The sequence below is a fragment of the Hymenobacter duratus genome (assembly GCF_014698995.1).
GTDB classification, from domain to species: Bacteria; Bacteroidota; Bacteroidia; order Cytophagales; family Hymenobacteraceae; genus Hymenobacter; species Hymenobacter duratus.
Genome location: NZ_JACWZZ010000004.1, coordinates 86034 through 100992, shown reverse-complemented (window position 1 = coordinate 100992; position 14959 = coordinate 86034). Strand labels below are relative to the sequence as shown.

The following is a 14959-nucleotide window of genomic DNA, read 5'->3' as shown; positions in this document are numbered from 1 at the left end:
GCCGGCTCTACGCCCTGCCGGCCGCCGCTTATCTTTGCGGATTCTTCTCTGAATCAACTATTCCTGCATGATGCGCAAACAGAAGCCCGTTAAAGACTCGTTCGTGATAATGACCGAGCTGGTGCTGCCCAACGACACCAACACGCTCAACAATATGATGGGCGGCCGCATGATGCACCTGATGGACATTGCCGCCGCTATTGCGGCCCAGAAGCACTCCAACCGCATCGTCGTGACGGCCTCCGTGGATAATGTGTCGTTTCGGGAAGGCATCAAGCTCGGCAGTGTCGTGACGCTGCAGGCGCAGGTCACGCGGGCCTTCAGCTCCAGCATGGAAGTGCACATTGATGTGTGGGCCGAGGACATTCCGAGCGGCACCAAATTCAAGTCGAACGAAGCCTTTTTCACCTTCGTAGCCGTGGACCAGTCGGGCCGCCCGATAGACGTGCCGGAGGCCGTGCCGGAAACGCCCGAAGAGCTTACCCTGTTTGATGGGGCCCTGCGCCGCCGCCAACTCCGCCTGCTTTTGGCTGGCCGCCTGAAGCCGGAAGATGCCACCGAGCTGAAATCCATGTTTGCTATCGAGTAGCCGACAGCCCGGCCCGGCAGCGCTGGGCCGGCTGCCAGGCCAGCACCGAAACGGCCGTATCTTACTCCCGTACCCTGCTTCTTTACTTATGGATACCGCCGCCTCGCTGGCCTTTTTCCAGAATCTGTACACCGGCGTTTCGCTGTATGTGGTGCCGGAGCCTGCTGCGGCTGCCGTGCCGGCGCCGGTTGCGACCCCACTTCCGGCACCTGCGCCGGTGGCCGCGGCTCCTGCCGCCGCTGGCGTACCGGCTGCCCCCGCACCACGCCCGGCACCGGTAGCTGCGGCACCCGTGCCGCCCGCCCGCGTGCCAGTGCCATCTGTGGTGCCGCCCGCAGCAGCTCCGCCGGTTGTGGCCGCTGCGGATATGTCGGCGGCAGGGCCGCTGTTCAATGTGGCAACGCTGGCGGCGCTGCCGGCGGCCCCGGCCGCGCCGCCTTCGCAGCCGGGCCGTATCCAGCCCACGCCTACTCAGTCGCCGGTGGCGCACATTCCGTTTGCCACGCTGGGCAGCAACCCCAACGGCCTGCTGATTCTGGTGCGCGTGTCGCCCGAGGAGTTCAAGAAGCTGCCCCGCAACGTGTTCCTCAACAACATTCTCAAGGCCATCCGGCTGGTGATGGAGGACGTGGTGCTGGTGAACGTGGAGCACGAGAAGTTTCCGGTGGCCCTGTGCAGCCTGCGCCAGCAGTTGGCGGCCCAGCAGTTCCTGGCTTTCGGCAAAAACCTGCTCGACGTGGCCGTGTACACCACCCAACCCTACGAGCCGGTGCTACTCTACGGCGACACCGCCTTCCTCGGCGCCAGCGAAATCAAAATGCTGGAATACGACGCCGGCCGCAAAAAGCAGCTGTGGCAGTCTATGCAGCGGATGTTTCTGTAGGAAATAGCGTGTATTTCCACGAAAAAGGCCGGCCCCATGTGGAGCCGGCCTTTTTCGTGGAAATACTGGTGCTTACTTCAGCACCGATGCCAGTTTGGCTTCCAGAGCTTCGCCGCGCAGGTTTTTGCCGATGATGCGGCCCTGCGGGTCGAGGAGAATGGAGGCCGGTATAGACTTGATGCTGTAGGTCTGGCCGGCGGCGCTTTCCCAGCCTTTCAGGTCCGAGACGTGCTTCCAGGTGAGACCATCGGCCTGAATGGCCTTGAGCCACTTTTCGCGGTCCTGGTCGAAGCTCACGCCGTAGATTTCGAAGCCCTTGCCTTTGTACTTGTTGTAGGCTTTCACCACGTTGGGGTTTTCGCGGCGGCAGGGGCCGCACCAGCTGGCCCAGAAGTCAATCAGAACGTATTTGCCGCGCAGGCTGCTCAAGGGCAATGTCTTGCCATCGGGGGCAGCAAGGCTGATTTCGGGGGCTGCCGAGCCCACAGCGGTAGTACGCATAGGCTCCAGCTTGGCCGCCAGCGCCTTGGTGTAGCGCGACTCGGGCAGCGTGGTTTTGAACTGGGTGGTCATGGAATCCACGAAGCCAAACTGCTCCTCCGGATTAATCAGGTTGGCTACCACGAAAGCCGATACTACCGACTTGGGATTCTGCTTCACCAAGGCCTTCACATTATTGGTGCTACGGGCCTGCGCCAGGTAGAACTGCTGCTCAATGGCCCGCATCGAGTCGGTGCGGTTGGCGTTGGCGTTCTGGTTGTAGCGCGCCTCCAGCTTGCCCATCTGCTCCTTCGACTGCTGCATGGTGCGGTTCAGCTGCTGCAGCAGCTCCGAATCCCTGGAGCCTTTCACGGTGTAGGTTTCGGCCAGCTTGTTGGCGTCGCCGCTCAGCTCTACAGTGCTGCCGTTGCTCAGGGCCAGCAATACTTGGCTCTGGTCAGTGGTTTTCACCTGATAAAGTCCGGGCTCGGGCACGGTACCCGTGAAGCGAAACTGGCCTTTTTCGTCGAGAGTAGCGGTGTCGCGCGAGATGAACTGCGTTTCGCCCAGTTCCGCCAAGTACACCTTCGTGCCGGCGGGAGCATTGGTCAGTTGGCCGCTGAGCTGGTAGCCAGCCGTGTTGGCCGCCCCGGTCGTGGTGGGCGTCGTGTTTTTGGTGCAGGCATTGGCCATGCCCAGCACAGCTCCAACAAACAGCAGACTTTTCATTTTCAACATATTCAGTAAGAAAGCCGACGAGCCCGCCGGCAATGGTTTCGCAAAAGACAACGGTTGCGGCTGCAAGTTGCCGATTTCGCCGGAATTGAGAACAATCGTCCGGCTGCGGCCAGCTAACAACATCGTTTCGCCCTCTGTTCGCGGCTTCTAACGAAAAACCACCGCCTGATGAGATACCAGGTGGTGTTTTTCTGTTAATCGGTACCGCACACCGCAAATGCCTCGCATCGGGAGCATGCACCACAATGGGCGCCAGAGGCGCACGCAGACTGGCTGGAGGCCGCGAATACAGAGACGAAACAGCTGATTCATTAAAAACCCTCCCAGTGGAGACCAGCTGGAAGGGTTTCGGTTGCATAGCGCGTAGCGCAGTGCTACGCGTCCAGCTTCTGACGCAGGAGCTGGTTGGCCAGCTTCGGGTCGGCCTTGCCGCCGGTCAGCTTCATCAGCTCCCCCATAAACATGCCCGTGAGGCTCTTTTTGCCGGCGCGATACTCGGCTACCTTGGCCGGATTGGCTTCCAGCACCTGCTGAATCATGGCTTCCAGCGCCCCGGCATCCGACTGCTGCAGAAGGCCCTGCGCTTCGGCGGCGGCGGCGGCGGTTTGCGTGGGGTTATCGAGCAGGTGCGGGAAAAGCTGCTTGCTGGCTACTGAGTGGCCTACTTTGTTGTCGTCAATCAGCTGAATGATATCGGCCAAATGCTGGGTGGTCAGCGGGAACTGGTCGAGGGCAAGTGCCCGCTCGTTGAGGTAGGCTTTTAGGGGGCCCGTCACCCAGTTGGCGGCGGCTTTGGCGTTGGGCGTGAGGCGGGTCAGCTCGTCAAAGTACAGCGCCAGCTCCTTCTCGGCCGTCAGCACCGTGGCGTCGTAGTCTGACAGGCCCAGCTCGCCGGTGAAGCGGGCGTAGAGCTGCTGCGGCAGGGCCGGCAGCTCGCTCTGCACGCGGTGCAGCCAGGCATCGTCGATGATGACGGGTGGCAGGTCGGGCTCCGGGAAGTACCGGTAGTCGTTCATGGTTTCCTTGCTGCGCTGGCCGTTGGTGGTGCCTGTCTGCGCATCGAAGCCGCGGGTTTCGCTGTCGATGATTTCGCCGGCCTCTACCAGCTGAATCTGCCGCTCGATTTCGTACTCGATGGCGCGCTGCACGTTGCGGAAGGAGTTCATGTTCTTCACCTCCACCTTGGTTCCGAACTTGTCGGCCCCGCGCAGCATCACCGAAATGTTGGCGTCGCAGCGCAACGAGCCTTCCTCCATGTTGCCGTCGCAGATGCCCAGGTACTCCACCAGCTTCTTGATTTCGGCCAGGTAAGCATAGGCTTCCTCCGCGTTGCGGATATCCGGTTCCGACACAATTTCAATCAGCGGCACACCCGCCCGGTTCAGGTCCACGAGGGTTTCCACTTCGCCAGCCAAGTGCATGCTCTTGCCCGCATCCTCTTCCATATGGATGCGGGTGATGCCGATTTTCTTGGTCGAGCCGTCGGAAAGACGAACTTCGACGTGGCCGCCGGTGCAGATCGGGGTTTTGTCCTGCGTAATCTGGTAGCCCTTGGGAAGGTCGGGATAGAAGTAGTTTTTGCGCGCAAACAGGTTGTCGCGCCGGATCTGACAGTTGGTGGCCAGGCCCATTTTCATGGCAAACTCCACGGCCGAGTAGTTCACTCGGGGCAGTGTGCCGGGGTGGCCCAGCGTAATGACACTCAGATTGTTATTAGGCAGCGCACCGTACTCGTTTTCGTCGGAGGAGTACATTTTGCTCCGCGTGAGCAGCTGCGCGTGCACTTCAAGACCGATGACGGGCTGGTATTTGGCTTTGATGTTTTCGTCCATGGAAAAATAGGGCGGGTTGGCCGCCGGGGCTGCAAGTTAAAACTATCTGCCTGAGAAAAGTTGCCTGCTGGCCGACCTTATAAAAGCTTTACGGCGTGCGAATGGCCGCCATAGGTTAGAGCAAAGTCGCCAGCACGGGGTAGCGGTGAAGGCGGCAACAGAAGGCTTTCAACACCGCTGCCTACAGCCTGCTGCTTTACCGGACTACTGTTGTGTCAATCAGCCGAATGGTGCGGGCCACGTCCTCGTATTCCGTTGCCCTGATAAGCTGCAGCAGCGCCTTCGACCACCAGCCCGGGCTGCCAATGCGCTGGGCTAGCGCATGCACCGCTTTGTCCATAGCCCGGATGTGTGGCTGCTGCTGCGCTGCCGGCAGGTGGGCCAATAGTGTGGCATTGGCCCAGGCCGCCTTCCGCGCCGCGCCAATGCTGAAGTTGAGCACATCGGTTTGCTGGGTAGCGGCCACACGCTTAAGCCAGCGCATCGGTAGCCACACCTGCTCCAAGCACTGCTGCACATCATCCATGAGGGAGCTGATGACATCGTTGATGCGGTTGAAATCGGTATGCAGGGCCTGAATCTGAGTTCCCGGTGCTACGGACGCGGCGGCAATAGCCAGGTCGAGGTTGATGTGCGTGTTGATGCCCAGCACCAGATGCTGGAGCACGGTCAGGGCATGGTTTCCGCGCCCATCGAAGGCATATTTCCAGGCAGCAGTGCACTCCTCTTTTCGTTGATAGGCCTGCCAGGCCGCCAGGTAGCGCCGGGCAAAGGCCACGTCCAGCCGCTCCATGCGCGGTCCGTCTTCAAACGCCCCGGCCGCAATGCCTTCCGCTACTGCCACGGTCATGCGCTTGTACAGGGCCGCAAAGTAGCCGGCCCGGTCGCGCCGCTGCTGGCACTGCTGCACGATACTGTCGAGGGCCGAAATAACTTCCGAAATCGTGCGTGGCTCCATTGGTGTACCAGTTGCTGATGGCTGCTCACCGCCGCTCCTACCGGCTTGCATGGTGCTACACGGCAGCCGGACATAATATAAGAATTGTGGAATATACCTGTTAAATAGCATACAGTTTCAACTACCCTGCTATTCCAGATACTACATGAAAAAAATCATCCTTCGCACACTCGCGGCGGTGCTGCTGCTAGTGGCCGTGTTGGCTGTCAACACCATTTGGTTCAAACCCTTCTTTATTCGGGCCTTTTACGAGAAGGTGTTTGTAAAATTCGCCTTCGACTCGCCCGAACTGCTTTCCCGGATGCGGCTGGTAGAAGGCCTGGGTATTCAGGGGCACAACCGGAAGCTGGACGACGCCTCGGAGGCTGAGACCAACCGGCAGTTTCAGTTTCTGCGCGAAACACGGGCAACTTTGCACAGCTACGACACCACTGGTATGCGGGGCCAGGACCGTCTCAACTACCAGGTGCTCGATTGGTACATGGCCAACGCGGCGGCCGGGGAAGCGTTCCGCCACCACAACTACCCCGTCAATCAGCTGTTTGGGGTGCAAAACGAGTTTCCGAGCTTCATGGCCAACGTGCACCAAGTACGTAACCGCCGCGACGCGGACTACTACAACGAGCGGCTGGCGGCCGTGCGCCTCAAGTTCGCGCAGGTGCTGGAAGGCCTGAAAATTCGGGAGCAGCGCGGCGTAGTGCCGCCTACTTTCGTGATTGATAAGGTGCTGGCTGAAATGTCGGCTTTTGTGGCGCAGCAGCCGGAGCAGAACATTCTCTATACGTCGCTGGCCGAGAAGATGGAAAAAGTCGCAGACCTTGACCCGGCCGCTCGGGCCGAGGTGCTGGCTGAGGCCAAACGGCATATTCAAGGCAGCGTGTATCCCGCCTATCGCCAACTGATAACCTACTTTACAGCGTTGCGCCCTCGCTCGACCAATGACGCGGGCGTATGGAAGTTTCCGGACGGCAAAGCCTACTACGCCTACTGCCTGCAGCGCAGCACCACCACTACCCTCAGCGCTGCCGAAATTCATTCGCTGGGTTTGCGCGAAGTGGCCCGTATCACGGCCGAAATGCGCGCCATTCTGCAAGCCGAGCAGGTGCCCGGGGCCGACAGCGTGGGGCCGACGATGGCACGGCTGGGCGAAGAAGCCCGGTTCCTATACCCCGACTCGGACAGCGGCCGCGCCCAGATCCTGGCTGATTATCAAGGCATCCTAGCCGAAGTAGACCGGGGGTTGGGTAGCGCGTTTCGTATTCGCCCGAAGGCTCGCCTCAAGGTGCAGCGGGTGCCCGTATTCAAGGAAAAAACGTCGGCCGGCGCCTATTATGAGCCCGCGGCACTCGACGGTTCGCGCCCGGGCATCTTCTACGCCAGCCTCTACGACGTGAAGGCGACACCCAAATTCGGGATGCGCACTTTGGCGTATCATGAGGGTATTCCGGGCCACCACTTCCAGATTGGCATTGCGCAGGAGCTGCAAGGGTTGCCTACCTTCCGCACCGTAGTGCCTTTTACAGCTTATTCTGAAGGATGGGCCTTGTACGCCGAGCGGGTGGCCTCGGAGTTAGGCTTCGAAAAAGACCCATATAACAAGCTGGGCTGGCTGCGGGCCGAGCTATTCCGGGCCGCCCGCTTGGTGGTAGACACCGGGCTCCATGACCAGCGCTGGACCCGCGAGCAGGCTATCAGCTACATGCGCCGCACCACGGGCATGGCTCAGTCTGATGTGGAGGCCGAAGTGGAGCGGTACATTGTGATGCCCGGCCAAGCTTGTGCCTACAAAGTAGGCATGCTGAAAATCCTGGAACTCCGTGAACGAGCCCGGCAAGTATTGGGGCCACAGTTCGACCTGCGTGATTTCCACGATGTCGTGTTGAAGAACGGAGCCTTGCCGCTGCAGGTACTGGAACAGGTAGTGAACAACTATATCTCCGAAAAGAAAACGACAGCCTAACGCTCCGCGAAGCCTTGCAGGCACGAGTAAGGGCTACAACAACGGGGCCGGCTGCGCTAAGAGCAGCCGGCCCCGTTGTTGTAGCCCTTAACTTGATTAGGAACTAGTTGGCACAACGCCACCTCCATTCCCAAACCACTTATATGTTCTGACTTACAACGATTTCGAAACCAAGTCTTCGGCCTTGCCGATGGCCGCGCCCAGCCCGCCTACGTTTTTGCCACCGGCCGTAGCGAAGAACGGCTGACCGCCACCGCCGCCTTGGATATCTTTGGCCAGTTCGCGCACCAAAGTGCTGGCGTTAAGCTTGCCGCCTTTGGCTAGCTCATCATCCAACATTACGGCGAGTTGTGGCTTGCCATCAATTTCAGCGCCCAACACGGCCACCAGATTTGGTACCGACTGACGCAGGTTGAAGGCCAAGGTCTTGAGGCCATCGGCAGAGGAGGCCTGCACTTGTGCAGCGAGGAAGTTCACGCCGTTGAGCGGTTTCACCTGGCCTACGAGCTGGTCTTTCTGCTGATTAATGCTTTGCTGGGCAAACTGCTCAATCTGCTTGCGTAGGCCAGCAATTTCTTCAGTTTGCTTCTCGATGCTCGGAATGAGATGCTGCGGGTTGCCCAGCGCTTCCCGCACCTGGCCTAGAAGCTCCAATTGCTGGTTCACAAAGGTTTCAGCCGCTTCAGCTGTTACGGCCTCAATGCGGCGTACACCGGCCCCTACCGCGCTTTCCGAGGTGATTTTGAAGAAACCGATGTCGCCGGTGGTACGCACGTGGGTGCCGCCGCAAAGCTCCACCGAGAAGTCGCGGTCGAAGGTAATGACGCGCACGAATTCGCCGTACTTCTCGCCGAACAGAGCGGTAGCGCCCAGGCCTTTGGCTTCGTCGATGGGCACGTTGCGGCGCTCATCCAAGGGGATTTGCTGACGGATACGGGCATTTACTAGGGTCTCTACCTGGCGCAACTGGTCGTCGGTTACTTTGGTGAAGTGGCTGAAGTCGAAGCGCAGCAGCTTTTCATTTACCAACGAGCCTTTCTGAGCTACGTGCGAGCCAACTACTTCGCGCAGCGCGGCTTGCAGCAAGTGCGTGGCCGTGTGGTTGCGCTGAATCTGGGAGCGGCGGGCGTGGTCGAAGCGGGCCAGAAACTCGCCGTCCACATCCTCGGGCAGCTCCAGCACCGTGTGCACGATGAGGTCGTTTTCCTTCTTGGTGTCCAGCACACGCACTTTGCTCAGCGGCGACTCCAGGTAGCCGGTGTCACCAATCTGTCCGCCCGATTCGGCGTAGAACGGCGTCTGGTCGAGCACCACCTGATACTCGGTTTTGCCTTTGCGGTCGGTGCGGCGGTAACGCAGGATGCGGGCCGGGGCCTCCTCCTGATCGTAGCCCACGAAAGCCGGCTGCTCTTCCGACTCGCGCACGATGGTCCAGTCGCTTTGCTCGGCCTCCTGGGCGTTGCGCGAGCGGTTTTTCTGGGCATCCAGCTCTTTCTTGAAGCCTTCTTCGTCCACCGTCAGGCCTTTTTCGCGGGCGATGAGGGCGGTGAGGTCAAGCGGGAAGCCGAAGGTATCCGACAGTTCGAAAGCGGTTTTGCCATCGATGCGGTTGCCGTTTTGGCGGAAGCCTTCTTCCAGCGTTTCCAAGCGGCGCAGGCCGTTTTCCAACGTCTTGAGGAAGGCAATTTCTTCCTCCTCAATCACGCGCTGCACAAACTGCTGCTGCGCTTTCAACTCGGGGAAAATGTTGCGCATCTGGTCGGCCAGGATGGGCACAATCTTGTAGAGGAAGGGCTGCTTCTGACCCAGCGACGAAAACGCGTAGCGCACGGCGCGGCGCAGAATCCGACGAATCACGTAGCCCGCCTTCACGTTGCTAGGCAGCTGACCATCGGCAATGGTGAAGCTGATGGTGCGAATGTGGTCGGCAATAACGCGGATGGCAATGTCCGTTTTCTCGTTTTCAGTAGCGGGCTGGTCGTTTACAGTGGCCGGGGCCGTGCCGTGGTACTTCAGGCCTACTTCCGTGGCAATGAACTGGATGAGCGGCTGAAACACGTCGGTGTCGTAGTTCGACTTCACGCCCGATACGGCCATCATCAGGCGCTCGAAGCCCATGCCGGTATCTACGTGCTGGGCGGGCAGCTTCACCAGGCTTTTGTCGGCGAGGCGCTGAAACTCCATAAACACGTTGTTCCACACCTCCACCACCTGCGGATGGTCGGCGTTTACCAGCTCACGACCCGATTTCTGAGCCACCTCGGCCTCGTCGCGCAGGTCGATGTGGATTTCGGTGCAGGGTCCGCAAGGGCCCGTATCGCCCATTTCCCAGAAGTTATCCTTCTTGTTGCCGGGCAGAATCCGGTCGTCGGTGGTGTACTGGCGCCACAGGTCTTGCGTCTCGGTGTCAGCTGCCAGTTTGTCGCCGGCGTCGCCCTCAAAGTAGGTCACGTAGAGGCGGTCTTTCGGCAGCTTGTATACCTCCGTGAGCAGTTCCCAGGCCCAGGCAATGGCGTCTTTCTTGAAGTAATCACCAAACGACCAGTTGCCGAGCATCTCGAACATGGTGTGGTGATACGTGTCGTAGCCTACCTCTTCCAGGTCGTTGTGCTTGCCCGATACGCGCAGGCACTTCTGGGTGTCGGCAATGCGCTTGAAGGGGGCGGGCTTGTTGCCGAGGAAGTAGTCTTTGAACGGGGCCATGCCCGAGTTGATGAACAGCAGCGTCGGGTCGTCCTTCACCACAATGGGCGCCGAGGGCACGATGTGGTGGCCTTTGGAAGCGAAGAAATCCAGGAACTGCTGGCGGACGTGGCTGGCGGTAGGGAGTGACATAAGCGGAACACCAGGCCCGTGGCTGGTGAGTTGGGAGGTTCAGTGGAAACCGGACCGCTCCAAATTGGCGGCGGCCGGTATTTTGGTTACTTTTCGCCTTTCCGGTGGAAAAGCGCTTCGGGCAAAGTTAGCCGACTTTGATAGAAGTGAGAAATGTCACGCGAAGCTCGAGCTTCGCGGCTTCTCCAGCCAAAAACGAGTATTGATTCACCATCCGCGAAACTGAAGCGTGACTTACGTCTTCCTCCGGTTCGCGCTACTGCCTGCCCCCATGCCCTACAAAGAGCGCGACATCGAGAAGCAGTACTTCACCATTGGCGAAGTAGCCGCGCAGTTCAATGTGGCCCCGTCGCTGATCCGGTTCTGGGAAACCGAGTTTGAGGAGCTGCGGCCGCGCAAAAGCAAGAAGGGCAACCGCCTCTACACACCTCAGGACGTAGACATTTTCCGCACCATCTATCATCTGGTGAAGGAGCGCGGCTACACCATTCCGGGTGCCCGCGACATGCTCAAGCAGAAAGGTCCCCAGCTTAAGGAAAAAATAGACGTGATTCAGAGCCTAGAGAAAGTCCGCAAGTTCATGGTGACCATGAAAAAGGAGCTAGACGCCATTGGCAAGGCGCAGCAGGGGTAATGAAGCTAGCTTTACGTAGTCAGTGGGTGGTATCGGTTGGTCAGGGTCTGGCAGGCTTTGGAGTAACCGTGGGCGTGGAGTTTGTTTGCTTGTATCTTACCAGGCACGACGGCATCTTTGGCGCGTTCAATACCATTCTATTATTGCTTTTGGGTGGGACAGGACTAAGCGGCTACTTCTGGCGGAAACGGCGCCGGGCGGCAGCCATTGGGATTGTAATTGGTTTGCTGCCCATTACAGTGCTTCTTGTTGCGTTGAGCAGCTTATAGATTTTCAATTATATTCTAATCTTTTCGCCTATTCTTATTCTATCCATGCCCATTTCTACCAACGAACTACTGCTCCACGAAGTCGCCCTAACGCTTTTTCCTAACATCGGGCCGCAGCTGACGCGGCAGCTGATGAGCTACGGGGGCTCGGCCCGGAACGTGCTGCACCTGCCGCCGGGTAAGCTGCGCAAGATTCCGGGTATCGGGCCGGCTACCGAGGCTATCCTGACTGGCGCAGACCGCACCAAAGCGCTAAAGCAGGCGGAAGACTCCATTCGCAAAGCCGAAAAGGAAGGTGTGCAGTTGCTGTTTTACACCAGCAAGTACTTCCCAGCCCGGCTCAAGCAACTGCCCGATGCACCTACTCTGCTCTACTACCAGGGCACTGCTGATCTGAATCAAGCTAAAACCCTGGCCATAGTAGGCACGCGCCAAGCCACCGACTACGGCCGCGAGCAAACAGAACGCATAGTAAGCGGAGTCGCCTCGCATCGGCCCCTGATTGTGAGCGGGCTGGCCTACGGCATTGACATTGCGGCGCACCGGGCGGCGTTGCAGGAAGGCTTGGAAACAGTGGGCGTGATGGCCACGGGGCTGGATGTGCTTTACCCCCACGCCCACCGCAAAACCGCCGAAAAAATGCTCACGCAGGGCGGTTTGCTCACGGAATTCGCCTTCGGCACCCCGCCCGACAAGTACAACTTCCCGGCTCGTAACCGGATTATTGCGGGTCTCTCGGACGGAACTGTGGTAGTAGAAGCGGCCCGCAAAGGCGGCGCCCTGATAACGGCCGACTTGGCCCAGGGCTACGACCGGGACGTGCTGGCCGTGCCCGGCCCACTGGGCTCTCCGGCGTCCGAAGGCTGCCACGAGCTTATCAAAGCCAACCGCGCCGCGCTTTACTCCGAGCCACAGGACATCGAGCAGCTACTCAACTGGGACCTGGCTCTGCACCTGACCGGCAAGCCCAAAAGTCCGGCCGTTTACGACGCGCTGGATTTCAGTCCCGAAGAATTTCAGCTGGTTACGGTGCTGCAGGCCGCGCCGGGCCGCGAGGAGCACCTCGATAATCTGGCCTGGAAAGCCCAGCTGCCCATTCATACCACTGCCTCGCTCCTGCTCGGGTTGGAATTCCGGAGTCTGGTGAAAGCCCTGCCCGGCAAGCGGTTTGTACTTGTGTAGAGAGTTGTAGGCTGCTCGTTGGTTGTCAGTTTGGCCACATGAGGTATAGCCCAAAGCCAGCAATTACCGACCGACAACCAGCCTCCAACAGCTATGCTTCTTTTCAACGGCCAACTGCACTCAGATACCGGGTTTGCGCTGCCGCTACCCAATCGGGGCCTGTTTTTCAACGATGGGTTTTTCGAAACGATGGTGTGGGCGGCCGGCACGGTGCGGTACCTGCCGTACCACCTGGCCCGCATGCAGCAGGCCGCTGCTGTGCTGGGCCTGACGCTGCCGGCCGCGCTGGCTACTGCCGAGGCGCTGAAGGTAACGCTGGGTGGGCTTATAGCGGCTCAGACTTCCTTTTCGGCTGAGTACCGCGTCCGGCTGCAGCTGTGGCGTAGCGGCGGCGGCCTGTACGCTCCCGAAACCGATGCGGCCGAGTGGTTGGCGACCAGTCAGCCCTTTCAGCCGCATGATACTCCGATAACGTCCTGCGGCTTTGCCGAAACCGTGCGCACGCAGCTATCCGCAGTATCGTTCTGCAAAGGCCCCAACGCCCTGACCTACGTGCTGGCGGCGCGCGAGCGGCAGCAGCGCGGCCTCGACGAACTGTTGCTGCTGGATGCAGCCGGCCACGTGGCGGAAGGCGTAGCGGCTGCGGTATTCTGGGTCCGGGATGGGCAGCTGTTCACGCCGGCTTTGGAAACCGGCTGCGTGGCCGGCGTACGGCGGGCGCATTTGCTGCAGGTGGCCCGTCAATTGGGCCTGCCCGCGCAGCAGGTGCAATGCCACCCAGACGAACTGCAGCAAGCAGAAACTGTATTCACGGCAAATGTGGCCGGCATCAGAGTGGTGCAGCAATTAGGTACATCGCGCTACTCCTCCGCGCATCCGCTGCTGCAACACCTGCTGCAGGCTGAGCGCTGGCACTAGCGCACGACTCCAGCCGGCCGGCAACGCAGCTTTAGCCAGCTTTCCTCAAATTCCTGCAGGTCTTCCTCGGTAATGTCGTTGACTCGCAGGACTTCCTCCCGTTTACGGTGATAAGAATCCAGGGAGTAAAGCGCAATCCAGGCGCGGTGCTGCCGGGAGAGAGGGCTGAAAGGCGGACTGGTGGTACCGGCTGCTGTCATACAGGCACTTACGGCACTGGTTTTTACTTGGATTTTATACAGTTAAATTAAATTTTACTAAGAACATTTATTCCCCTGTAAGTCCAATACCCAGCCTCAAACTATCTGATAAGATAGCTCACCCTGATGACCTCCTCAGTACTGGTAGCGGCCGGCTCAAACAGCAGCCCCCGCAACACCCGGCAGGCCTCCTCCACCATCTGGTCCTCTCCGGCGGCCCGGGCCTGCGGCGTCACATTCGCAACCACCTGCCGCAGCTTGTTGCCAGCGCCCTGAGCGCCTGTCACGGCACCATCGGCGGCAATGGTCAGCCGTACGCTCACCTGTCCTTCCAGGCCAGCCCGCAATGCCGCCGCCGGGTACCTTATTTTGCCCCACACATACCGGAAGAACAGCGAATCGGCGGGCAGGCGGCGCTGGTTGGCGAGCCGCTGCCCGATACCGCGCTGCAACCGCAATGCCAACGGGGGCACGGATAACGGCTTTGGCTTGATTGGAGCGGCGGGCCGGGCATCCCAGCGGTTATACGTTGCACTCTGTGCCCAGCCGGCCTCCGGGCACCCCGCCACATAGGCTATACCAATGAGCAGCGCAGGCAGAACCTTTTTCATTGCTGGGAAAATTGAAACGCACGCCTGCTGCTACGCCGCCAGGCTGCCCGGCGAGCAACAGCTACACCGCAACCGGAGCCTTGATGGCGGGCCAGGGCTCGTAGTTTTCGAGTGTGAAGTCTTCGTACTGAAACGCGAAAATATCCTGCACGGCGGGGTTCAGGCGCATCTGCGGCAGCGGGCGGGGCTCCCGGGTGAGCTGCAGGCGCGCCTGCTCCAGGTGGTTGCTGTAGAGGTGGGTATCGCCGCCGGTCCAAATGAACTCGCCGGGCTCCAGGCCGGTTACCTGCGCCATCATGAGCGTGAGCAGGGCGTAGCTGGCAATGTTGAAGGGCACGCCCAGAAACACGTCGGCGGAGCGCTGGTAGAGCTGGCAGCTGAGCTTGCCATCGGCCACGTAGAACTGAAACAGGGCGTGGCAGGGCGTCAGGCGCATCTGCGGCAGCTCGGCCACGTTCCAGGCCGATACCACCATGCGGCGCGAATCGGGCTGGGTGCGGAGCAGGTGCACCATCTGCGCAATCTGGTCGATGCTCTGGCCGTCGGGCGTAGCCCAGCTGCGCCATTGCTGGCCGTAGATGGGACCCAACTCGCCGTTCTCGTCGGCCCACTCCCGCCAGATGGTCACGCCCACGTCTTCCAGCGACTGGTTGCTGGTGTCGCCGCGCAGAAACCACAGCAGCTCGTGAATGATGCTTTTCAGGTGCACCTTCTTAGTGGTCACCAGCGGAAAGCCCTGCTGCAAATCAAACCGCATCTGGTAGCCGAACACCGACAGCGTACCGGTGCCGGTGCGGTCGGTTTTTTGGGTGCCATTATCGAGGATGTGCTGGAGCAGCGTGTGGTACTGGTGCATAGTGTTGGCAGATC

At 59.9% G+C, this 14959-nt stretch carries 13 protein-coding genes; 6 read left to right on the top strand and 7 right to left on the bottom strand.

What is annotated here, in order from left to right:
* The first annotated feature begins 70 nt into the window (after positions 1–70).
* On the top strand, positions 71–589 hold the full coding sequence (locus IC231_RS16505) for an acyl-CoA thioesterase (RefSeq protein WP_394368207.1): 519 nt from the start codon (positions 71–73) through the stop codon (positions 587–589).
* A gap of 88 nt (positions 590–677) precedes the next feature.
* Entirely contained in the window at positions 678–1472 is a 795-nt protein-coding gene (locus IC231_RS16500; RefSeq protein WP_190785601.1) for a hypothetical protein, read from the top strand.
* Between the two features lie 72 nt (positions 1473–1544).
* Here IC231_RS16500 and IC231_RS16495 read toward each other — a convergent pair whose 3' ends face one another.
* From IC231_RS16495 to IC231_RS16485, 3 genes are all read right to left on the bottom strand, one after another.
* Entirely contained in the window at positions 1545–2681 is a 1137-nt protein-coding gene (locus IC231_RS16495) for a TlpA disulfide reductase family protein (protein ID WP_190785600.1), read from the bottom strand.
* Positions 2682–3064: 383 nt separating this feature from the next.
* On the bottom strand, positions 3065–4522 hold the full coding sequence (gatB, locus tag IC231_RS16490; protein ID WP_190785599.1) for an Asp-tRNA(Asn)/Glu-tRNA(Gln) amidotransferase subunit GatB: 1458 nt from the start codon (positions 4520–4522) through the stop codon (positions 3065–3067).
* A gap of 196 nt (positions 4523–4718) precedes the next feature.
* On the bottom strand, positions 4719–5480 hold the full coding sequence (locus IC231_RS16485; RefSeq protein WP_190785598.1) for a DUF5995 family protein: 762 nt from the start codon (positions 5478–5480) through the stop codon (positions 4719–4721).
* A 145-nt stretch (positions 5481–5625) separates the two neighbouring features.
* Here IC231_RS16485 and IC231_RS16480 point away from each other — a divergent pair, with 145 nt between their 5' ends.
* Positions 5626–7440 carry a DUF885 domain-containing protein gene (locus IC231_RS16480; protein WP_190785597.1) on the top strand — a complete coding sequence of 605 codons (1815 nt, stop codon included), beginning with the start codon at positions 5626–5628 and terminating at the stop codon, positions 7438–7440.
* A 153-nt stretch (positions 7441–7593) separates the two neighbouring features.
* On the opposite strand, the gene alaS is transcribed toward IC231_RS16480, so the two are convergent.
* On the bottom strand, positions 7594–10275 hold the full coding sequence (gene alaS, locus IC231_RS16475; protein WP_190785596.1) for an alanine--tRNA ligase: 2682 nt from the start codon (positions 10273–10275) through the stop codon (positions 7594–7596).
* 271 nt (positions 10276–10546) lie between these two features.
* Here alaS and IC231_RS16470 point away from each other — a divergent pair, with 271 nt between their 5' ends.
* The 3 genes from IC231_RS16470 (at position 10547) to IC231_RS16460 (ending at position 13278) form a co-directional block, all read left to right on the top strand.
* Complete coding sequence (locus tag IC231_RS16470; protein WP_190785595.1) at positions 10547–10909, top strand: MerR family transcriptional regulator; 363 nt, start codon at positions 10547–10549, stop codon at positions 10907–10909.
* Positions 10910–11223: 314 nt separating this feature from the next.
* Entirely contained in the window at positions 11224–12360 is a 1137-nt protein-coding gene (dprA, locus tag IC231_RS16465) for a DNA-processing protein DprA (RefSeq protein WP_190785594.1), read from the top strand.
* A gap of 93 nt (positions 12361–12453) precedes the next feature.
* The gene (locus tag IC231_RS16460) at positions 12454–13278 is read left to right on the top strand and encodes an aminotransferase class IV (protein WP_190785593.1); all 825 of its coding nucleotides are present in this window, start codon (positions 12454–12456) and stop codon (positions 13276–13278) included.
* Here the strand turns inward: IC231_RS16460 and IC231_RS16455 are convergent.
* The 3 genes from IC231_RS16455 to IC231_RS16445 all read right to left on the bottom strand — a co-directional run bounded on the left by IC231_RS16455 (position 13275) and on the right by IC231_RS16445 (position 14945).
* On the bottom strand, positions 13275–13478 hold the full coding sequence (locus tag IC231_RS16455; RefSeq protein WP_190785592.1) for a hypothetical protein: 204 nt from the start codon (positions 13476–13478) through the stop codon (positions 13275–13277). The genes IC231_RS16460 and IC231_RS16455 overlap by 4 nt on opposite strands.
* A gap of 101 nt (positions 13479–13579) precedes the next feature.
* Complete coding sequence (locus tag IC231_RS16450; protein WP_190785591.1) at positions 13580–14089, bottom strand: energy transducer TonB; 510 nt, start codon at positions 14087–14089, stop codon at positions 13580–13582.
* A 61-nt stretch (positions 14090–14150) separates the two neighbouring features.
* Positions 14151–14945: a thymidylate synthase gene (locus tag IC231_RS16445; protein ID WP_190785590.1), complete on the bottom strand. Its 795-nt coding sequence runs from the start codon at positions 14943–14945 to the stop codon at positions 14151–14153.
* Positions 14946–14959 lie beyond the last annotated feature (14 nt).